General features: G+C 71.8%; 19 protein-coding genes. 10 read left to right on the forward strand and 9 right to left on the reverse strand.

Annotated features, from left to right (window positions below; all coding sequences use genetic code 11):
- Positions 1 to 12: 12 nt before the first annotated feature.
- Complete coding sequence (locus OG344_RS19135; RefSeq protein WP_405084249.1) at positions 13 to 5,040, reverse strand: DEAD/DEAH box helicase; 5,028 nt, start codon at positions 5,038 to 5,040, stop codon at positions 13 to 15.
- Positions 5,041 to 5,176: 136 nt separating this feature from the next.
- Between OG344_RS19135 and OG344_RS19140 the strand changes: the two genes are divergently transcribed.
- The 6 genes from OG344_RS19140 (at position 5,177) to OG344_RS19165 (ending at position 8,875) form a co-directional block, all read left to right on the forward strand.
- Positions 5,177 to 5,665, forward strand: coding sequence for a VOC family protein (locus OG344_RS19140; protein ID WP_327049542.1), 489 nt, complete (start codon positions 5,177 to 5,179; stop codon positions 5,663 to 5,665).
- A gap of 71 nt (positions 5,666 to 5,736) precedes the next feature.
- Positions 5,737 to 5,931 carry a DUF3046 domain-containing protein gene (locus tag OG344_RS19145; protein ID WP_327044658.1) on the forward strand — a complete coding sequence of 65 codons (195 nt, stop codon included), beginning with the start codon at positions 5,737 to 5,739 and terminating at the stop codon, positions 5,929 to 5,931.
- A gap of 224 nt (positions 5,932 to 6,155) precedes the next feature.
- Entirely contained in the window at positions 6,156 to 6,617 is a 462-nt protein-coding gene (locus OG344_RS19150) for a hypothetical protein (protein WP_405084250.1), read from the forward strand.
- A complete protein-coding gene (locus OG344_RS19155) occupies positions 6,614 to 6,922 on the forward strand; it encodes a transcriptional regulator (RefSeq protein WP_327044660.1) in 309 nt (102 codons plus the stop codon). Before OG344_RS19150 ends, OG344_RS19155 begins: the two co-directional genes overlap by 4 nt.
- Positions 6,915 to 7,793 (forward strand): ABC transporter ATP-binding protein, encoded by an 879-nt coding sequence (locus tag OG344_RS19160; RefSeq protein ID WP_405084251.1) that lies wholly within the window; start codon positions 6,915 to 6,917, stop codon positions 7,791 to 7,793. Before OG344_RS19155 ends, OG344_RS19160 begins: the two co-directional genes overlap by 8 nt.
- Positions 7,790 to 8,875, forward strand: a complete 1,086-nt coding sequence (locus OG344_RS19165; RefSeq protein ID WP_405084252.1) for an ABC transporter permease — start codon at positions 7,790 to 7,792, stop codon at positions 8,873 to 8,875. Before OG344_RS19160 ends, OG344_RS19165 begins: the two co-directional genes overlap by 4 nt.
- Before the next feature lie 70 nt (positions 8,876 to 8,945).
- Here OG344_RS19165 and OG344_RS19170 read toward each other — a convergent pair whose 3' ends face one another.
- Positions 8,946 to 9,221: a hypothetical protein gene (locus tag OG344_RS19170; protein WP_405084254.1), complete on the reverse strand. Its 276-nt coding sequence runs from the start codon at positions 9,219 to 9,221 to the stop codon at positions 8,946 to 8,948.
- Positions 9,222 to 9,551: 330 nt separating this feature from the next.
- Between OG344_RS19170 and recA the strand changes: the two genes are divergently transcribed.
- The 4 genes from recA (at position 9,552) to OG344_RS19190 (ending at position 14,404) form a co-directional block, all read left to right on the forward strand.
- The gene (gene recA, locus OG344_RS19175) at positions 9,552 to 10,676 is read left to right on the forward strand and encodes a recombinase RecA (protein ID WP_405084255.1); all 1,125 of its coding nucleotides are present in this window, start codon (positions 9,552 to 9,554) and stop codon (positions 10,674 to 10,676) included.
- An 8-nt stretch (positions 10,677 to 10,684) separates the two neighbouring features.
- On the forward strand, positions 10,685 to 11,677 hold the full coding sequence (locus OG344_RS19180; RefSeq protein WP_405084256.1) for a regulatory protein RecX: 993 nt from the start codon (positions 10,685 to 10,687) through the stop codon (positions 11,675 to 11,677).
- Between the two features lie 289 nt (positions 11,678 to 11,966).
- Positions 11,967 to 13,592 carry a ribonuclease Y gene (rny, locus tag OG344_RS19185; RefSeq protein WP_327044665.1) on the forward strand — a complete coding sequence of 542 codons (1,626 nt, stop codon included), beginning with the start codon at positions 11,967 to 11,969 and terminating at the stop codon, positions 13,590 to 13,592.
- Positions 13,593 to 13,723: 131 nt separating this feature from the next.
- The gene (locus tag OG344_RS19190) at positions 13,724 to 14,404 is read left to right on the forward strand and encodes a DUF305 domain-containing protein (RefSeq protein ID WP_405084257.1); all 681 of its coding nucleotides are present in this window, start codon (positions 13,724 to 13,726) and stop codon (positions 14,402 to 14,404) included.
- 30 nt (positions 14,405 to 14,434) lie between these two features.
- Here the strand turns inward: OG344_RS19190 and OG344_RS19195 are convergent, their stop codons facing one another.
- The 7 genes from OG344_RS19195 to OG344_RS19225 all read right to left on the reverse strand — a co-directional run bounded on the left by OG344_RS19195 (position 14,435) and on the right by OG344_RS19225 (position 20,451).
- Positions 14,435 to 15,172 carry a transporter substrate-binding domain-containing protein gene (locus OG344_RS19195; RefSeq protein ID WP_405084258.1) on the reverse strand — a complete coding sequence of 246 codons (738 nt, stop codon included), beginning with the start codon at positions 15,170 to 15,172 and terminating at the stop codon, positions 14,435 to 14,437.
- A 77-nt stretch (positions 15,173 to 15,249) separates the two neighbouring features.
- Positions 15,250 to 16,125, reverse strand: coding sequence for an amino acid ABC transporter permease (locus OG344_RS19200; RefSeq protein ID WP_405084259.1), 876 nt, complete (start codon positions 16,123 to 16,125; stop codon positions 15,250 to 15,252).
- Positions 16,122 to 16,790 (reverse strand): amino acid ABC transporter permease, encoded by a 669-nt coding sequence (locus OG344_RS19205; RefSeq protein ID WP_327044672.1) that lies wholly within the window; start codon positions 16,788 to 16,790, stop codon positions 16,122 to 16,124. Before OG344_RS19205 ends, OG344_RS19200 begins: the two co-directional genes overlap by 4 nt.
- Before the next feature lie 33 nt (positions 16,791 to 16,823).
- A complete protein-coding gene (locus OG344_RS19210) occupies positions 16,824 to 17,657 on the reverse strand; it encodes a glutamate ABC transporter substrate-binding protein (RefSeq protein WP_327044673.1) in 834 nt (277 codons plus the stop codon).
- A gap of 107 nt (positions 17,658 to 17,764) precedes the next feature.
- Entirely contained in the window at positions 17,765 to 18,520 is a 756-nt protein-coding gene (locus OG344_RS19215) for an amino acid ABC transporter ATP-binding protein (protein WP_405084260.1), read from the reverse strand.
- A gap of 19 nt (positions 18,521 to 18,539) precedes the next feature.
- A complete protein-coding gene (locus OG344_RS19220; protein WP_405084261.1) occupies positions 18,540 to 19,721 on the reverse strand; it encodes a LuxR C-terminal-related transcriptional regulator in 1,182 nt (393 codons plus the stop codon).
- A gap of 82 nt (positions 19,722 to 19,803) precedes the next feature.
- Positions 19,804 to 20,451, reverse strand: coding sequence for a Uma2 family endonuclease (locus OG344_RS19225; protein ID WP_405084262.1), 648 nt, complete (start codon positions 20,449 to 20,451; stop codon positions 19,804 to 19,806).
- Between the last annotated feature and the right edge of the window lie 162 nt (positions 20,452 to 20,613).

Here is a 20,613-nt window from a genome sequence, read left to right on the forward strand (position 1 = left end):
CTGAGTCGGTGGTCAGCCGCGGATGCGCAGGCCACGCGGGGTGGGGTGGAAGCCCGCGGCCTCCAGGGCCTCCGCCAGGGGTGAGCCGGTGATCGCGGCGCCGTCGGCCCGCTCGACGGTGAGCTTGCCCAGCGCGCCCCGTCGTACGGAGACGGCCAGGGCCTGCACGGCCGGGCGCAGGTCCTCCGCCGAGCCGTAGGAGAGCAGGGTCTTGCCGCCACGCTCGACGTAGAGGACGAGGGCGCCCTCCACCAGCACCACCAGCGCGCCCGCCTTGCGGCCCGGCTTGTGGGTCACGTCGTCCGCGCGCTCGGGCCAGGGCAGCGCGGCGCCGTACGGGTTGGCGGGGTCGGCCGCGGCCAGCACGACCACCTGCCGGGGCGGCGGCGAGGCCGGGATCGACCACAGGTCCTCCTCCGGCGCGAGCCCCGCCGAGGAGGACGATGGGGAGGACGATGGGGAGGACGACGAGGACATCGCTCGCATCCGGTCCACCGCGCCCGGAAGGGCGAACTGGGCTCCGCCCAGCCCTTCGACGAAGTAGCCGCGGCGGCACCGCCCGCTCTCCTCGAACGCCCGCAGCACCTGGTAGACGGCGGAGAATCCGCCGGGCAGGCGTTCGGCCGTGACCCCGCCCCTCGTGAGCACTCCGTGCCGTTCGAGCAGCACCTCCGCCTGGGCGTGCGCCCGCTGGGTGCCGTCATCCGCGGGCGCGGGAAGCAGCCACCACCGGCCGCTCACGGTCGGCGGGCCGCTCCTGGTGGGCAGGACGGCCCGGCGGCGCCTGGTCGCGGCCGGACGGTGGGCGGGCCTCCCGGTGCCCAGCGCCGACCGGAGCGGAGCCAGCGTGTCCCCGGTGACGCGGCCCGCCCAGACGAGGTCCCACAGCGCGGCGGCCAGCGTCACATCGTCCGGCGTCACATCGTCCGGCGTCCCGTTCGCGGTGAGGCGCTCGCCGGCCGCCGGGGTGTCCGCGGCCGACCGGCCGAGGATGCGGGCCCGGCGGGACGCCGCGGCGTCCGGACCGGTGCCGGCCGCGCCGCCCGCCCCGCATGCGGCCGCCCCGATGCGGTTGGACAGTTCGCGGAAGAACAGAGCCCCGCCGCCGCCGAGGCTTTCCAGGATCCGTTCGTGCAGAGGGGTCATGGTGATCTCCGCCGGCGCGGGCAGGAGCAGGGGGGCGGTGTCGGCGAAGCAGAGCGAGATCCAGCCGTCCCCGCCGGGCAGCGAGCCCTGGCCCGTCCAGACGACCTCGCCGGACGAGGTCAGCTCGTCGAGCAGGGCCGGGGAGTATCCGGGCACCCGCGCGGGCAGCACGAGCGACTCCAGGGCGGAGGCGGGGACCGCCGCTCCCTGCAACCGTTCGACCGCGCTGATCAGTGCGTCCATCGCCCGCGCGGACCCATGGAGCTCCTGCCGTCCGGGCCTCTCCTGCCGCGGCGGGCCGGGAGGTCCACCGGGGGAGGCGCTCACGAGGCCCGGACCAGGGAGAGTGGCGGGGCCGTCGTACCCCGTGGAACGGTCGCCGGTCGCCGCGACGCTCTGCGGTGCGATCCCGTGCCAGGCCGGCAGGAAGGCGGCCAGAACCTCGGGCGCGACCGGCTCGACCTCCTTGCGGAGCCGGGCCAGGGACCGGCGCCGCAGGAGTCGCAGCACGTTCGCGTCGCACCACTCCTCGCCCCGGCCGCCGGGCCGGAACTCACCCGAGACGATCCTTCCCGACCCGGCGAGGCGGCGCAGTGCCTCGTCCGCCACCGCGACGCCGACCCCGAAGCGGGCGGCGGCGGTCCCGGACGAGAACGGTCCGCGGGTGCGGGCGTGGCGGGCCACCAGGTCGCCCAGCGGGTCGGCGGCGGGACTGCCGGAACCGCCGGGGCCGTGCGCACCGCCGGTCGGCGGCTCCAGGAACTCATGCGGCACGCCCACGGGCGGCGGCACGCCCAGCGCGTCACGCAGCCGCCAGGCGTCCTCGACGGCGGCCCACTGTTCGTGGCCCGCCACGCGCACCCGGATGGCCCGGCGCGCCCGCTCCAGGTCCGCCAGCCACGCCGGGTCGCCCTCGCGGATCGAAACGTCCTGGGCGAGCAGCGGGCCGTGCGAACGCAGCAGGTCGGCGAGGTCCTCGGCGTCCCGCAACGGCCGGTCGAGCCGGGCCAGCTCCCGCTCGGTCTCCGCGAGGACGTCGGGGTCGAGCAGCTCCCGCAGATCGGCCTGCCCGAGCAACTCGGCCAGGAGCGCGGTGTCGAGGGCCAGCGCCTGGGCCCGCCGCTCCGCCAGCGGCGCGTCACCCTCGTACATGAAGGCGCCGATGTAGTTGAACAGCAGCGACGCGGCGAACGGGGACGCCTGGGAGGTCTCCACCTCGACCACCCGCACCCGGCGGGCGGCGACGTCACGCAGGAGCCCCACCAGGCCGGGAACGTCGAAGACGTCCTGCAGACACTCGCGCATCGTCTCCAGGACCACCGGGAAACCGGCGTACTTGCTCGCCACGCCCAGCAGGTGCGCCGCCCGCTGGCGCTGTTGCCACAGCGGGGTGCGCCTGCCCGGCGACCGCCGGGGCAGCAGGAGGGCGCGCCCGGCGCACTCCCGGAAGCGGGAGGCGAACAGGGCGGAGCCGCCCAGTTCCTCCACCACGATCCGCTCGATCTCGTCGGCGTCGAACACCGCCACGTCGGACGGCCCGTCCTCGAAGGTGTCGGGGACGCGCAGCACGATGCCGTCGTCGGAGTGGACGGCCTGGACGTCCGCGCCGTACCGCTCGCGCAGGCGGCGCCCGATCGCGAGCGCCCACGGCGCGTGCACCCGGGCGCCGTAGGGGGAGTGGAGCACCACCCGCCAGTCGCCCAGCTCGTCGCGGAACCGCTCCACCACCAGCGTGCGGTCGTCGGGCACGTATCCCGTCGCCTCCCGCTGTTCGGTCAGGTAGGAGAGGAGGTTCCCGGCGGCGTACTCGTCGAGGCCGGCCGCGCGGACGCGGTCGAGCGCCGCCCGGGCGTCGCCCCGGCCGCCCGCCCCGGCGGCCGACAGCTCGCGGAGGAACGCGCCGATGGCCCGGCCCAGCTCCGCGGGGCGGCCCGGCGCGTCGCCGTGCCAGAACGGCAGCTTGCCCGGCCGGCCGGGAGCGGGCGAGACCAGCACGCGGTCGGCCGTGATGTCCTCGATCCGCCAGGAGGTCGCGCCCAGCACGAACACGTCGCCGACGCGGGACTCGTAGACCATCTCCTCGTCCAGCTCGCCCACCCGCGAGGCCTTCTCGCCGACCAGGAACACGCCGAACAGTCCCCGGTCGGGGATCGTGCCGCCGTTGGTCACCGCCAGGCGCTGCGCCCCGGGACGGCCGTGGAGGGTCCCCGTCACCCGGTCCCACACGACGCGCGGCCGCAGCTCGGCGAACTCCTCGCTCGGATAACGCCCGGCCAGCATGTCGAGCGTCGCCTCCAGCGCGGTGCGCGGCAGCGTGGCGTACGGCGCGGCCCGGCGCACCAGCGCCTCCAGCGAGTCGACCGTCCACTCGTCGAGCGCGGTCATCGCGACGATCTGCTGCGCCAGCACGTCGAGGGGGTTGCGCGGGTAGCGGAGCTCCTCGATCCGCCCGGCCCGCATGCGCTCCGCCACCACCGCCGTCTGGACCAGGTCGCCCCGGTACTTGGGGAAGATCACACCCCTGGACACCGCGCCGACCTGGTGCCCGGCGCGGCCGATGCGCTGCAGCCCGCTGGCCACGCTGGGCGGCGCCTCCACGCAGGCCACCAGGTCGACCGAGCCCATGTCGATGCCGAGCTCCAGACTGGAGGTGGCGACCACCGCGGGCAGGCGGCCCGACTTCAGCGCCTCCTCGATCTGGGCGCGCTCCTCCTTGGAGACGGAGCCGTGGTGGGCCCGCACCACCTCGGGGATCGCGCCGCCCGACACACCCGCCTGAGCCATGAACTCCGACGGCATGACCCCAGGCCCCGGCAGTCCAGGCCCCGGCAGTCCCGGCCCCGTGAGCCCAGGACCCGCCGCGGCGGGGGCCTGCCGCTCCCAGGCCAGCTCGTTGAGCCGGGTGCACAACCGCTCCGACAACCGCCGTGAGTTGGCGAAGACGATCGTGGACCGATGGGCCTGGATCAGATCGAGCAGGTGCTCCTCCACATGCGGCCAGATGCTCCGCCGGTGCTCCGTCGGCTCGCCCTCGGCGCCGGGAGGAGGCGGCGCGAGCTCCGTCATGTCCTCGACCGGCACCACGACGTCGACCTCGATGACCTTCTCGGCGGGCGGCTGCACGACGGTGGCCGGGCGCGCCCCGCCGAGGAAGGCCGCCACCTCCCCGACCGGGCGCACGGTCGCCGACAGGCCGATGCGCTGGGCCGGCGCGGGCAGCAGGGCGTCGAGCCGCTCCAGCGTGAGCGCGAGGTGGGCACCGCGCTTGGTCGACGCGACGGCGTGGACCTCGTCCACGATCACGGTCTGGACGCCGCGCAGCGCCTCGCGCGCCTGGGAGGTGAGCAGCAGGAAGAGCGACTCGGGCGTCGTGATCAGGATGTCCGACGGCCGGGCCGCGAACCGGCGCCGCTCCTCCGCCGCGGTGTCCCCGGAGCGGATCGCCACCGAGATGTCGGGGGCCGGCAGCCCCATCCGCAGCGCGGTCTGCCGGATGCCGGTGAGCGGGGCGCGCAGGTTCCGCTCCACGTCGACCGCCAGGGCCTTCAGCGGCGAGACGTACACGACACGACAGGGACGCGCCGGTTCCCCGCTCTTCGCCCGGCCGCCCGCGCCGCCGGACCGCCGCCCGGGCGACCCGCCGCGCCGGTCCCGCGGGCCCGCCGTCTCATCCTGCCCGGTGGCGTGCTCGACGGCCAGGCGGTCGATCGCCCACAGGAAGGCCGCGAGCGTCTTGCCCGACCCCGTGGGGGCGACCACGAGGGTGTTCTCACCACGCGCGATCGACGACCATGCGCCCTCCTGCGCCGAGGTCGGCGTCGCGAACGCCCCGGTGAACCACTCCCTGGTCACCGGGCTGAAGCCGTCGAGCGCACCCACCCGCCCATCATGCATCGCCCCACCGACAGAAAACGCCACCCCGTCTTCCGGTCAGAGGAGCACCCGCCCGCGGCACAGGGGGAAGGGACGCGCCGCGACCAGCCGGCGACGGCGGGCATGATGAGCGGCAAAAAGGACAATCTTCTTGAGTATGGAAATCGACTACGCGGCGGTCGAGGTGACGCGCGCCCTCATCAGGGAGCGCTACCTCGGCGAGCGCCGTGCCGCAAGCAGCGCGCGTGGCCTGCACCACTTCGCGTTGATCTCGTCCGACGTCGAGCGCACCATCCGCTTCTACCACGAGCTCCTCGAGTTCCCGCTGACCGAGATCTTCGAGAACCGCGACTACCGCGGGTCGAACCACTTCTTCTTCGACATCGGCAACGGAAACCTGCTGGCCTTCTTCGACCTCCCCGGTCTCGACCTGGAGCCGTACAAGGAGGTGCTCGGCGGTCTCCACCACATCGCGATCTCCGTGGAGCGGGCGACGTGGGAGCGCCTGCGCGGCAAGCTCGACGCGGCCGGCGTGCCGTACCAGGAGGAAAGCGGCAGTTCGATCTACTTCCGCGACCCGGACGGCGCGCGCCTGGAGCTCCTCGCGGACCCCCTCGGTGAGATGTACGGCACCCGTGTGATGTGACGGGACGGGGCGCGGCGTCACGGACGCCGAGGGCGGTGAGGCCATTCCCCATGGGGGGCCATACTGAACGCATGCGCCTCACGGACTTCTGGAACAGGATGCGCCGCCACTTCGGCGAGGCGTACGCGGAGTCGTGGGCCAGGGACTACGTCCTCGCCGGTCTCGGCGGGCGCACCGTCGAGCAGGCCCTCGCCGAAGGCGTGGCGGCGAAGCAGGTCTGGCAGGCCGTCTGCCAGGCGGTCGACGTCGACTCCAGACTGCGCTGACGCCCAGACTGCGCTGACGACCGAAGTACGCTGACGCACCGCCGCGCGGCGCCGGAGGATCGCTGACGGGCCGCGCCCCCGCACCATCGGCCGGCCGCCGCTTCCTCCTCGCGGCCATGCCCACTCTTCCCGGCAGTCCTGCACCCTTCGTCGTCCACGGCAAGCACTTGAACGCCGGTTGAGTGCTTGCTACCGTGTTGACAGGAGGAATGGGGAGGAAGGGCATGAGCGGAGATCACTTCACTCCTGACGAGGCTCTCCGGGAGATCGGGCGGATGGACCGGCAGGTCAGGCGGTCCGCCCGCGGCCCCGGCCGGGCGTATCTGATCATGGGGCTGGCCACGATGGTCTACTGGCCGGTGATGTTCCTCGGCAGCGGCGTGTGGCCGTCGATCGGCGGGCTCGGATGGATCGCCATGACGATCGCACTCTGCGCTTACTGGGCCAGGCTGCGGTTCCACGACCGGCTTTTGCAGCGGATCAGGGGGCCCGTCACGGTGGCGTACGTGGTGACGATGGCACTGCCGTTCGTCTACGGCATCTGGCTGATGCCGCACCCGCGCACGGCGGGATCGGCCGCGGTGCTGCTCGCGCTGTCGGTGCTCGCCGGTCTGCCCGTGCTGTACGGCGGGCTCCTCCTGATGAGGGACGCGCTCGCGGGTGCCCCGCTCACGAGGGACCGATGACTGCGCACCCGCGTCACGAGCTCGACGAGATCATCCACGCCCCCGTGCGGCTGTCGATCGTGGCGGCGCTGGCCGCCGCCGAGAAGGCCGACTTCCGGTTCCTCCGCGACACGATCGAAGTCAGCGACTCACTGCTCAGCAAGCACGTCCTCACGCTCGAAGAAGCCGGCTACGTCCGGGTGGAGAAGGCCTTCGTCGGCAAGCGGGGGCGCACGTGGCTCTCGCTGACCGAGCGGGGGCGCGCGGCGTTCGAGAACTACCTGGACGTGCTGCGGCGAATCATGGAGGCGACCCCCCGTGCTTGAAATCGACGGACTGCGCAAACGCTACGGAGACAAGACCGCCCTCGACGGGGTGGGCTTCACCGTACGGCCCGGTGAGATGTTCGGCTTCGTCGGCGCCAACGGCGCGGGCAAGACGACGACCATGCGCATCGTGATGGGCGTGCTCGGCGCCGACTCCGGAGAGGTGCGGCTCGACGGGCGTCCTCTGGGATACGACGATCGCCGCGCGTTCGGCTACATGCCGGAGGAGCGCGGCCTCTACCAGAAGATGAAGGTCGCCGAGCAGATCGAGTACTTCGGCCGGCTCCACGGGCTCGCCCCGGCCGCCGCGCGCACGGCCACCGACGCACTGCTCGAACGGCTCGGCCTGGCCGGGCGGCGCGACGACGCCGTCGAGGCGCTGTCGCTCGGCAACCAGCAGCGCGTGCAACTCGCGGTCGCGCTCGTCCACGAGCCGACGGTGCTGATCCTCGACGAGCCGTTCTCCGGCCTCGACCCGCTGGCGGTCGACGCGCTGGCGGAGGTGCTCAAGGACCGCGCCGCCGGGGGCGTGCCGGTCATCTTCTCCAGCCACCAGCTGGATCTGGTCGAACGGCTCTGCGACTCGGTCGGCATCATCTCCGCGGGCCGGATGGTCGCGTACGGCCCGGTCGCCGAACTCCGGGAGCGGGAGGGCCGCGGGGTGCTGCGCGTCGTGGTCCGGGACGCCGCGCCCGGCTGGGCCGACGGTCTTCCCGGCACGGTCGTCCGCGAGGGCGACCGCGATGTCCTGCTCTGCGAGGAGGGCGACGACCAGGCCGTCCTCCGTACGGCGATGAGCGCGGGGACGGTCGAGCACTTCGGGCGGCGGCAGCCGACCCTCACCGAGATCTTCAGGGAGGCGGTGGCATGAACGGCCTGGTGCTGGTGGCCCAGCGGGAGGTCCGCACGCGGATCCGTACGAAGTCCTTCCTGATCAGCCTGGCGATCAGCGCGATCCTGGTGGCCGCGCTGGCGTTTCTGCCGAAGGCGCTCGGCGGCGACGGCACCTTCGACGTCGGCGTGGTGGGCGCCGCCCCCGCCCCCGTCGCCCAGCTCTCCTACTCGCGGTATCCGGACGAGGCGGCCGCGCGGAAGGCGGTGATCGGCGGGGACGTCGACGCGGCCCTGATCGGCGGGGACAGGGTCGTCGCGAACGGCGAGCTCGACCAGCGGCTGGGGCTGATCCTCGAAAGCGTCCACCGGGACGAGCAGATCAAGGCGGCCGGGGTCACGGTCACGCCGCTGCGGGTGGAGTCGGTCGGCGCCGACGCGCGCTACCAGGGAGTGCGCACCGGCATCGCCACCCTGCTCGTGATGGTGCTGTTCTTCCTGTTCATCTACTCCTCGATGTACGTCGCGATGGGCGTGGTGGAGGAGAAGGGCAGCCGGATCGTGGAGATCCTGCTGACCTCGGTGCGCCCGTGGCAGCTGCTGGGCGGCAAGATCGTCGGGCTGGGCGTCCTGGGGCTGGTCAACCTCGCCGTGGTCGTCGCCGCCGGACTGGCCGCGTCGGTCGCGACCGGCTTCGCGGCCGACCTCCCACCGGGAATGGGCGGGATCGTCGTCAGCGCGCTCGTCTGGTTCGTGCTGGGCTACGCGTTCTTCGCCGTGCTCGCCGCCACCTTCGGCTCGCTGGTGTCGAGACAGGAGGAGCTGAACACGGTGCTGACGCCGATGACCACGCTCATGATGCTGACCTATGTGACGGCCTACTTCGCCGCCGTCCAGCCCACCGGCACGGTCGCGCGCGTCCTGTCGCTCGTGCCGCCGTTCTCGTCCATGGTCATGCCCGTGCGCACGGCGGCCACCGGCGTGCCGCTGGGAGAGATCCTCCTCGCCGTGGCGCTCATGATCGCGGCCGTCGTGGGCGTGCTGCTGTTCGCCGCCCGGGTGTACCAGCGCGCGGTGCTCCGTACGGGCGCCCGGGTCAGACTGGGCGAGGTCCTGCGCTGAGTGCGTACGGGACCGGGCTCGGCGGGTTTCCGCCGGGTTCCGGTGGGGCTCCGGGGGAGATCCCGGCGGGTCAGAGTGGCCGGGTGAGCGTCGCGGTGATCAGCTCGGCCGCGCGCCCGGGATCGTCGGCGCTCTCCTGCCCGCCCGGAGCCCACAGGAACATCCAGCCCTCCCCGGCCGGAATCGCGAAGACGATCGTCTGCCTGCCGGTCTCCGGGTGCCATACGGAGAGGACGGGGGTGTCCCCGCCGATCACCCGGGCGCCGAGGCCGTGGCCGGGAAGCCGGGCGGCGAGTGCCTCCAGGTAGGCCAGGCGCTGCCTGCCGTAGTCGCCGGTGCCCGTCACGAGGCCCCCTTCGCGGGAGATCCAGCTTTGTTACAAGGATCGTCGCAGGTCAACGGGACGACAACCATGAACGGGTAACGCCCGGGAATGTAACGGCGGCGGGAACTCCGGCCGGTTTCCCGATGTCGGCGGCGGTTCCTCATGTGATCGAACAGTCGTTCGGCTATATTGGTCTGGTCGCCCACGGGGTGTGCGCCGCGCGCGGCGCCCGGACGCGGCGGACCGCCGCACCCACCCTCCGGGCGGTGTGCGGGAAGCTCAGGAAATTGTCGGTCGCACCCCGTAGCTTTTCGGTGACCGAGCAGACGACCACCCTCCAGGGGGCATCCAATGGCAATCAACGACCGCGAGAAGGCCCTTGAGACCGCCCTCGCGCAAATCGAGCGGCAGTTCGGCAAGGGCAGCGTCATGCGCCTCGGAGACGACGCGCGCGCCCCGATCGAGGTCATCCCCACCGGCGCCATCGCTCTCGACGTGGCTCTCGGCATCGGTGGCTTCCCCCGGGGCCGGATCGTGGAGGTGTACGGCCCGGAGTCCTCCGGTAAGACGACGGTCGCCCTGCACGCCGTGGCCAACGCCCAGCGGGGCGGCGGCATCGCCGCCTTCATCGACGCCGAGCACGCCCTCGACCCCGAGTACGCGAAGAAGCTGGGCGTCGACGTCGACGCGCTGCTCGTCTCCCAGCCGGACACCGGTGAGCAGGCCCTCGAGATCGCCGACATGCTGATCCGCTCCGGCGCCGTCGACATCATCGTGATCGACTCCGTGGCGGCCCTCGTGCCGAAGGCGGAGATCGAGGGCGAGATGGGCGACAGCCACGTCGGCCTCCAGGCCCGCCTCATGTCGCAGGCGCTGCGCAAGATCGCCGGCGCCCTGAACCAGACCCGGACCACCGCCATCTTCATCAACCAGCTCCGCGAGAAGATCGGCGTCATGTTCGGGAGTCCCGAGACCACCACGGGTGGGAAGGCGCTGAAGTTCTACGCGTCGGTGCGGCTGGACGTGCGCCGGATCGAGACGCTCAAGGACGGCACCGAGCCGGTCGGCAACCGGACCCGGGTGAAGGTCGTCAAGAACAAGATGGCCCCGCCGTTCCGCCAGGCCGACTTCGACATCCTCTACGGCATGGGCATCTCCCGTGAGGGCGGCCTGATCGACATGGGTGTCGAGCACGGGTTCGTGCGGAAGGCGGGCGCCTGGTACACGTACGAGGGCGACCAGCTCGGGCAGGGCAAGGAGAACGCCCGCAACTTCCTGAAGAACAACCCCGACATCGCCAACGAGATCGAGAAGAAGATCAAGGAGAAGCTGGGGGTCGGGCCCAAGCTCGACACGCCGACCGAAGCGCCCGCCGCTCCGGCCGCCGCGCCCGCGCCCACGGCGGGCCGGGCGACCGCGTCCGCGTCGGGCCGGGGCAGCAAGGCGGCCGCCGCGCCCAAGCCGGGTGACGTCTGAGCGCAGGCATGAGGCGCGACGAGCACCCCGGCCCGGATGACGAGGGCCCGGACGACGAGTTCGGGCCGGGGGACTGGAACTCGGGACCCTGGGGGCCGGTCGGGGAGCCGGCCGGTTCGGCTGGCTCGGCCGATGACGCGTCCGCGACGATCGGCGCCCTGCGGGCGCAGATCCGCAGGCGTGAACGGCGAGCCCCGGACGGTGTCGGCGGCTCCGGCAGTTCTGGCGATGCTGACAGCTCCGGCGACGTTGCCGGCTCCGCCGGCCCCGGTGGGTTCGACCTCTGGGACCGGGACGACACGGGCCGGGCCGCCGCCGGGTCCGGGCGCCGGCGTCAGGGGCGCGGCAGGAAGCGGGAGAACCGCAGAGCGCAGGACGCCGACCGGGAAGACCAGGGAGCCTGGGAAGCTCGCCGAGGCCGGGGCGAGCGGCGGGAGCGGTCCGGGGAGTGGCTGCCGGACGGGCCGGGAGAGGGGAGCGCGGCGAGAGAGGGGCCGCCGGCCGACCCCGAGGCGGTGGCCAGGGCCATCTGCCTGCGGCTGCTGACGATGGCGCCCAGGACGCGGGCACAGCTCGCGGACGCCCTGCGAAAGCGGGACGTGCCCGAGGAGGCGGCGAACGCCGTCCTGGAGCGGTTCTCCGAGGTCGGGCTCATCGACGACGAGGCGTTCGCCGCCGCGTGGGTGACCTCCCGGCACGCCGGACGCGGCCTCGCCCGCCGCGCGCTGGCGCAGGAACTGCGGCGGCGCGGCGTCGCCGAGGAGACGGTCGAGGACGCCCTGGAGCGGCTCGATCCCGACGAGGAGACCGAGACCGCGCGCAGACTGGTGGAGCGCAAGCTGGCCGGCACGCGTGGGGTGGAGCCGCAGGCGCGCATGCGCCGGCTGGTCGGCATGCTGGCCCGCAAAGGCTACTCACCCGGCCTGGCGTTCCGCATCGTCCGGGAGGCGATCGAGGCCGAAGGCATACCCTCCGATGGGCTTCCCGACAGCTTCGAGTGAGCTATAGCACCATGCAAAAGTCGCTTGACAGGCCATCTTTGCTTGCTCGTTACCTCTCTGACGCTTAATCTCGACCGCAGTGAGGAGTTACTCCGCGCAGCGCGGATTGCCATAACGGTGAAGCACGACGGACGAGAACTTTGGCCGGCCTTCGGGCCAGATCGGTCACCCTTCGGGGTGTCCGGGCGATGTGACGATATTTGTCCTGGTGACGCCACCGGGCTCTGCCGTGCTGCGCGCGTGTGACCCCTGCCATGAGGTTGTCGTGAGGCGATAGGGGTGAGCGCGCATGGACACGATCGTGATCGTTCTTGCGGTTGCGGTGGTGCTGCTGGCTCTCGTGATGATCGCCGCCCTTGTCATCGTCGTACGCCGCACCGGCGGAGTCGCCGCGCCGTCCGGTCCCTCGCCCGAGCAGCTCGCCGAGATCAAGGCCGAGGTCAATGAGGAGCTCGAACGAGCCCGGCAGGAGGCCGAGGAGATCCGTACGAGGGCGGAGCGGGACGCGGGGGAGATCCTCCAGAAGTCCGAGTCGCTCGCCGAGAGCGCGACGCTCACGCGCAAGGAGGTCGAGGAGGAGGCGCGCCTCCTCAAGACCGAGCTCAAGGAGCTGCGCTCCGACCTGGAGCGGCGCGAGAACCGGCTGGCCGAGCGCGAGCAGCGGCTCGACGAGGAGGCGCGCAGGCAGGCCGAGCGGGCCCGTAAGCTAGCCGAGACCGAGACGGAGCTGGCCGACCGCCGCGAGGACCTGGAGCGGGTGGCCGAGCGGCGCAAGGAGATCCTGGAGCGGGTCGCGGGCCTGACGGCCGACCAGGCCAGGGCCGAGCTGGTCAAGGAGATCGAGAACCAGGCCAAGCGCGAGGCGGCCCTGATCGTCCGGGAGATCGAGAGCGAGGCCCGCAAGGAGGGCGAGAAGCGCGCCTGCAAGATCGTGACTCTCGCCGTGCAGCGGGTTGCCACCGAGCAGACGGCCGAGTCGGTCGTGAGCGTCCTGCACCTCCCCGGCGACGAGATGAAGGGCCGGATCATCGGCCGCGAGGGCCGCAACATCCGGGCCTTCGAGTCCACCACCGGTGTCAACCTGATCATCGACGACACACCGGAAGCGGTGCTTCTGTCGTGCTTCGACCCGGTGCGCCGGGAGACGGCCAGGCTGACGCTGGAGAAGCTCGTGCTCGACGGGCGCATCCACCCCCAGCGCATCGAGGAGGCCCACGAGCGCAGCAAGGCCGAGGTGCTGGACCTGTGCGTACGCGCGGGGGAGGACGCGCTGGTCGAGCTGGGCATCACCGAGATGCACCCCGAGCTGGTCACCCTGCTCGGGCAGCTGCGCTACCGCACCTCCTACGGCCAGAACGTGCTCAAACACCTGATCGAGTCGGCGCACATCGCCGGGATCATGGCCGCCGAGCTGCGGCTCGACCGCGACCTCGTCAAGCGGTGCGCTCTGCTGCACGACATCGGCAAGGCGCTCACCCACGAGGTCGAGGGCAGCCACGCGATGATCGGCGCGGAGATCGCCCGCCGGTACGGCGAGCACGAGGACGTCGTCCACGCCATCGAGGCACATCACAACGAGGTGGAGGTCAGGACCGTCGAGGCCGTCCTCACCCAGGCCGCCGATGCGATCAGCGGCAGCCGTCCGGGCGCCCGGCGTGAGTCCCTGGAGGCGTACGTGAAGCGGCTGGAGCGCCTGGAGGAGATCGCCCAGTCGTACGACGGGGTGGACAAGGTGTTCGCCATGCAGGCGGGCCGGGAGATCCGCGTCATGGTCCGGCCCGACAACGTCGACGACATCCAGGCCCAGGTGATCGCCCGGGACGTCGCCAAGCAGGTGGAGGAGGAGCTGACCTACCCCGGTCAGATCCGCATCACCGTGGTCCGCGAGTCCCGCGCCACCGAGTTCGCCCGATAAGCCCGGCTGCCGCAGAGCACCGCCAGCGCGGCATTTGGTGGGCACTAACCGGATTTGGGGGCAAATGTGCTATACCCCTCCATATACTCCGGTTTACCCGGTGCCCCCCACCCCGAAGCGAGTGCACGGCCATGATCTCCTCGACTCCGTACCGGCGGCTTCTCGTGCTCGTGCTGGCGGCCACCACGATCAGCGCCTGTACGGCGAAGACGGAGACTCCCAAGGCCGCCCAGGCCCCCGCGGCGAACATCGTGCAGCCGGGTGCGCCGGGACAGGGCAGCAAGGTCCTGACGGCGGGCGAGGTGCCGCGCGCCGAGGGCCAGGATTACACCGACGCCGACGTGCGGTTCATGCAGGGGATGATCCGCCACCACTCCCAGGCCCTGCGCATGACCGGGCTCGTCGCCGGCCGCGGCGAGAGCAAGGACCTTCCCCGGTTCGCGAAGCGGATCGAGATCTCCCAGCAGGACGAGATCGACCAGATGGTGCGCTGGCTGAGGGCCCGGCTCCAGCAGGTGCCCAGCGTGGGCTCCGGCGCCGGGCACGACCACGGCGACGGGGAGCCCATGCCGGGCATGCTCACCGAGGCGCAGTTCGCCGAGCTGGAGCAGGCCAAGGGGACGCGGTTCGACCGGCTCTTCTACGAGGACATGATCCAGCACCACATGGGCGCGCTGACGATGGTCGAGCGGCTGTTCGGCGGCGGAGGCGGCGGCGAATCGGCGATCAACCAGTTCGTCACCCACGTCGACGGGGACCAGCGCATCGAGATCGACCGCATGCGCGCCCTCCTCGCGAAGCTGAACCGGTAGCCCGCGCCCGGCTCGCCACCGATCCCACCGTCACCACCTCAGCGACGGGGGAGTGGTGTAGCGGGTGGCGAGGACGCCGAGCTGGTCGATGACGGCCCGGTTCCAGCTGCCGTCCTCGAACATCCGGCGCAGCGCGTCGTTCACCTGGTCGCGCAGGGCGGCCGTGCTGGTGGCGATGCCGTACTCCTGGGTCGACAGCGGCCTGCCGCTGAACCGGAACCTGCCGGGATACTGCGCCGACAGCCCGGCGAGCACGGGCGCGTCGGCCACGATGGCGTCGGTGCCGCCCCGGGCGAGCAGCGGCGCGCAGGCGGCGGGCAGGTTCGCCTCGGCGAGGAAGAACTGCCGCCAGCGGGCGCCGAACCTCGCCACGAGCGGCCCGGCGGACTCCCGGGTGGCGCAGACCCGCTTGCGGGCGAGGTCACGGGGCCGCCTGATCGACAGGTCGTCGGCCCGGACGAGGACGTCGGTGCTGGTGACGAGATACGGCCCCGCGATCGGCCGGGAGCCCGCCGGGCCGGTGACGCCGACGACGAGGTCCGCGCGGGCCGTGTCCGCCGTGTAGAGGATCTGGTCGTCGCGGTAGCCGAGGGCCCGCGCGACGTAGTGCGCGACCTCGATGTCGAAGCCGCCGAAGTGCCCGTCGGGCATCCGGGCGACCAGCCCCGGCTGCCCCGGGCGCACGCCGATCACCAGCCTGCCGTCGCCCCCGCACCCCGCGAGGCACCCGGCCGCCAGGACGCCGATCACGGCGAGGACACGCCACACGCGCTCAATATCGAGGTCGCGTACGCGCCGCCGCCAGCAGCGACACGGCAAAACTCCCTTGACCGGAGAGCGCGGGATCAGCGGACGAAGGCGACCTCGCCGCCGGCCCGTTCGGCGGCGGCCGGGTCGGCCGTGACCTTCCTGCTGCGCCGGCTGCGCCGTTCCAGCCAGGTGGCGAGATAGCCGAGCGCCAGGTTGATCGCGATGTAGACCACGGCGATGACGATCACCGAGGGGATCAGGTTGGAGAAGTTCGCCGGCACCACCCGCGCGCCGGCGTTCAGCAGGTCGGCGTACGCCACGACGAACCCGAGCGCGGTGTCCTTGAGCAGCACGACGAGCTGGCTGACGATGGCGGGCATCATCGCGGTGACCGCCTGCGGCAGCAGGATCACCCGCATCACCTGGTTCTTGCGCAGGCCGATCGCGTAGCCCGCCTCGGCCTGGCCGCGCGGCACCGCCAGGATGCCCGCGCGGACGATCTCGGCCAGGACCGACCCGTTGTAGACGGTGAGGCCGAAGACCACGGCGGTGAACTCGGTGACGACGAGCCCCGCGAGGCTCCCGCCGTACTGCGCGAAGAAGATCATCATGAGCAGCGGGATCGCCCGGCAGACCTCGACGACGAGCCCGGCGGGGAGCCGCACCCAGCGGTGGTCCGACAGGCGGGCGATGCCGAACACGGCGCCGAAGACCAGCGCGAAAACCGCGGCCACCGCCGCGGCCGACAACGTGTTGAGCAGCCCGGGGAGGATCAGCTCGGTCCAGGTGTCCGCCCGGAGGAACGGCTGCCACAGTTCGCCCCTCCACTGGCCCTTCTCGTCGAACTTCGCCCAGGCGAAGTACGCGACCAGCAGCAGCACGGCGCCGAAGACGAGCGTCAGGACGTTGTTGCGCAGCCGGGTGCGCGGGCCGGGGACGTCGTAGAGGACGCTCGCGCCGCGGGCCGTCATCGGACCACCGCCAGGCGGCGGGCCAGCCAGCCGGACAGCAGGTTGACGGGGAGGGTCAGCACCACGAAACCGGCCGCGAAGCCGAGGAAGATCGGGATGATCGCGTCTCCGTGGGCGTCGAACAGGCCCTTCATGCGCAGTGCCGCCTCCGTGACGCCGATCGCGGCGGCGACCGTCGTGTTCTTGACCAGCGCGTTCAGCAGGCTCCCCAGGGGTGCGATGACCGTGCGCACCGCCTGGGGGAGGATCACCAGGCGGAGCGTCTGCAGGAACGTCAGGCCGATCGCGCGGGCCGCCTCCGCCTGGCCGAGGGGCACGGTGTTGACCCCGGCCCGGACGACCTCGCAGACGAAGGCGGAGGTGTAGGCCGACAACCCGATGATCGACAGCCAGAAGCTGTTGATCGACAGGTTGTCGGAGAACTGGACGTCCATCACCGTGCCGAGGCCGAGGCCGCAGAACACGATGATCAGTGTGAGGGGCGTGTTGCGCAGCACGTTGACGTACAGCGCGCCCGCCGCCCGCAGCACCGGCAGCGGGCTCACCCGCATGGCGGCCAGCGCCATCCCCCAGACCAGCGAGATCAGCCCGCTGACCACCGTGAGCTTCACCGTCAGCCAGAACGCGCCGAGGATGACGGGAAGCTCGTCGACGACGGCCTCCACCGCCGGCCTCCTTCCAGTGCCGCTGTCGGTGTTCTAGTACCGGTCGACGGACGGCGGCGTCGTGAAGTACTTGCCGAACTCGCCGAGGTTCGCGTCGATGGCCTTGCGCCAGCTTCCGTCCTTGAAGAACTTCTCGATCGCGTTGTTGATCGCGTCGCGGCCGGTCTTGTCGTCCAGCTTGATGCCGATGCCGTACCTCTCCTCGCTGAACGGCTGGCCGACCAGCTTGAATTTGCCGGGGAACTGGGTGGCGAACCCGGCGAGGATCGTGGCGTCGGTGGAGATCGCGTCGACCTGCTTGTTCTCCAGCAGCGGCAGGCAGGCGCCGTACCCCTGCTGCTGGGTGAGGTTCTTGGCCTCCCAGTCGGGGCCGAACTTGTCCGCGAGCCGCTTGGGCGACGACGACCCCTGCGCGCCGCAGACCTTCTTGTCCTTGAGCGACTCGACCCCCGTGATCGAGCTGTCGTCGGCGCGGACGAGGATGTCCTGCCCGGTGACGAGGTACGGCCCGGCGAAGGAGATCTTCTTCTTCCGCTCGTCGGTGATCGAGTAGGTCGCGATGACCATGTCGACCTGACCCTGCTGGATGAACGGCTCGCGGTTGGCCGACTGGGCCTCCTTGAACGTGATGCCGCTCTCCGGCACGCCGAGTTCCTTGGCGACGTACTTCGCCACGTCGACGTCGAACCCGCCGAAGCTGCCGTCGGGCTTCTTCAGGCCCCAGCCCGGCTGGTCGATCTTGACGCCGATCACGAGCTTCTTGTCGTCCTTCGCCTTGTCGACGATCGAACCCGACCCGGAACCGCCGCAGGCCGTCAGGCCGGTGGCCAGGGCGGCGAGCGCGAGCAAGCCGGCTGCGAATCGCATCCGCATCACCTTTCGCTTCTGTGGAGCACTTTGTGAGCTGGGACTGTCGTGAGCTGGGACTGTCGTGAGCAGGGGCTGTCAGGAGCAGGGGCTGTCAGGAACACGGATCAGTGCGTGAGGATCTTGGAGAGGAAGTCGCGGGCGCGTTCGGTGCTCGGCTGGGTGAAGAACTCCGAGGGCGACCCCTCCTCGACGATCTGGCCGTCGGCCATGAACACGATGCGGTTGGCCGCGCGGCGGGCGAAGCCCATCTCGTGGGTGACGACCATCATCGTCATGCCGTCCCTGGCCAGGCCGACCATCACGTCGAGCACCTCCTGGACCATCTCCGGGTCGAGGGCCGAGGTGGGCTCGTCGAAGAGGATCATCTTGGGGTCCATCGCCAGCGCGCGGGCGATGGCCGTCCGCTGCTGCTGGCCGCCGGAGAGCTGGGCGGGATACTTCCCCGCCTGCGAGGCGATGCCGACCCGTTCGAGCAACTCCATGCCCCGCTGCTCGGCCTGCTGCCGAGGGATCTTCCGCACCCTGGTCGGGCCGAGCGTGACGTTCTCCAGGATCGTCTTGTGCGCGAAGAGGTTGAAGGACTGGAACACCATCCCGACCTCGGAGCGCAGCCGGGCCAGCGCCCTGCCCTCCGCGGGCAGTTCCCGCCCGTCGAAGACGATGCTCCCGGAGTCGATGGTCTCCAGCCGGTTGAGCACCCGGCACAGCGTGGACTTGCCGCTGCCGGACGGGCCGATGACGACGACCACCTCGCCCCGGGCCACGCTCAGGTCGATGTCCTGGAGCACGTGCAGGGGACCGAAGTGCTTGTTGACTCCCTCCAGCCTGACAAGCGGATCGGGACCACTGATCTCCGTCATGGTCAACAACGTAGGGGCGTCAATGTCGCGCCGTCACTAACGGGCCGGTACCGAATAGATCACATCCCGGCTGCTCAGGACATCTCTCCCGGTTTGTCCGGACGGCCCGCCCCATGCGGCCCGGGACGCGGTCCCGGTTGGCTCCTGCCGACCCTCTGATCGCGTAGGAGTCAAGATGCTGAAAAATCCGGATTTGTTCAGGAAGACCGTCGCGGCGGCGGCCATGCTGGTGTGGCCCGTCCTGCTCGGCCTGGCCTTCGTCACCTCGCCGCCGGGCACCGAGCACGCTCCCGCCGTGTTCCGCGCCAGCCCCGTACAGGTGCAGGCCAGCGCGCTGCTGTTCCAGTGGGCGACCGCCTGCCTGGTCCCGGTGATCCTCGGTCTCGCCCATCTGCTGCGCGGCCGCGCGCCGCGCACCGGCAACATCGGCGCGGCGGTCGGCCTGACCGGCGCGGTCACCGCCGCCTGCCTGTTCATGACCGACTTCTACGACCTGGCGCTGGGGCTCAGCCTCCCCGACGCCCAGGCCGCCCGGGTGACCGAGGTGGCGGGCGCCCTCGGCGGCTTCGTGTACGGCATCCTGCTGCCGGGCTTCCTCACCCACGTGGGCGTTACGCACGGTCTTCTGGCTCAGCCCGAGCCGGGCCGCGATCTGGCCGTTCGTCAGGTGGGCGGCGACCAGGCCCAGGATCTCCCGCTCACGCGGGGTGAGCTCGGGGAAGCTGGGCCGGGGCGCCCTGCCGAGGTCGGAGAAGTAACCCATCAGCCGCCCGGCGAGGGCGGGGCCGAAGATCGCCTCGCCCTCGGCCACGGCCCGGACCGCCCGGACGAGCTCGGCCCGCCGCGCGCCCTTGAGCACGTATCCCCGCGCGCCCGCGCGCACCGCCGCGAAGACCGCGTCGTCGTCGTCCGCCATGCTGAGCACGAGGACCCGCACGTGCGGATGGTCCCTGGTGACGCGCTCGGTCGCGACCAGCGCGCCCATGAGCGCGGTCGTCAGCGGCTCGACGAACGGGGCGACGGCGGCGAGCGCGGGCACCGCGAGGGGGTTGGGCAGCGGCGTGCCCCAGCCGACCTGGTGGCTGGGGCCGGGCAGGAGGGCGCTCACCGCCGTCATCACGGCGGAGACCGCGGCGAGCGTCCACAGGGCGGCCCGCCATCGGGGCGACGAGGGCCGTCCGGACGGGAAGAACGCCGGCACGGCGGCGACCGACAGGTTCGCGGGGACCCACAGCGGACAATGTCCCAGGACGTCCGGGCGTCGCGGCGGGGCCGCTCACCCGTCACACCCGCGCGAACGCCTCGGGATCTATCGCCACCTTGAACGGCTCGCCCACGGCCACCACCTCGCCCGCCCCCACCCGGTGGATCAGCTGGTACTGGCCGTCCTCGTCCAGCCGGTACGTGAACACCACGGGAAGCCGCTCGTCCGCCTGACCGCGGAACGGATGGGTCTCGATCCGCCAGAAACCGGGAATCCCGGCCTCGGCGTACTTCGCGGGCTTCACCACCCGGTCGGTCAGGGTGGTGGACCGCGAGACGATCTCCACGACCAGACGCACCCACTCGGGCCGGATGACCGACGCGCCGGCGCGTATCGGCTGCCGGTCGACGACCATGATGTCCGGAATCACCCCAGGCCTGCCGTCCAGAAGCAGGCCGGTCGCGGTGATCGCCACCAGGTCCTCGGGCGCGGCCTCCTGAAGGGCCGCGCGGAGGTTGTCGCCGATCCACTGGTGCATCGGGAGTGGTGCGGGGGACACGATGAGACTCCCGTCGATGAGCTCGTAGCGGCTGCCGTCGTCCGCCTGCGTGTTGAGCTCGAACCACTCCTCGACCTCAAGCTCACCCGGGACACGCCAGGGGCTCCTGGCCGCCCGCGCCTCGCGGGCCTGCATCGGCGCCTCCGTGGATCGTGCGGGCATAGCCATCGAGGCTCCACCTCTCACCGACTGGTCCGTTCTCAGTGTCGCATGCGTTCGCCGTCGCACCCCATCGTCACTTTCCGTGTGTGGTCGAGTGCGGAGGGTTCTCGTACGGGTGGGGGTGGGGAAGCGCCTACCCTTGTAGTGCGATGACTGCGACCACACAGA

Origin of the sequence: Microbispora sp. NBC_01389, assembly GCF_045040095.1 — a bacterium.
Classification (GTDB): Bacteria; Actinomycetota; Actinomycetes; order Streptosporangiales; family Streptosporangiaceae; genus Microbispora.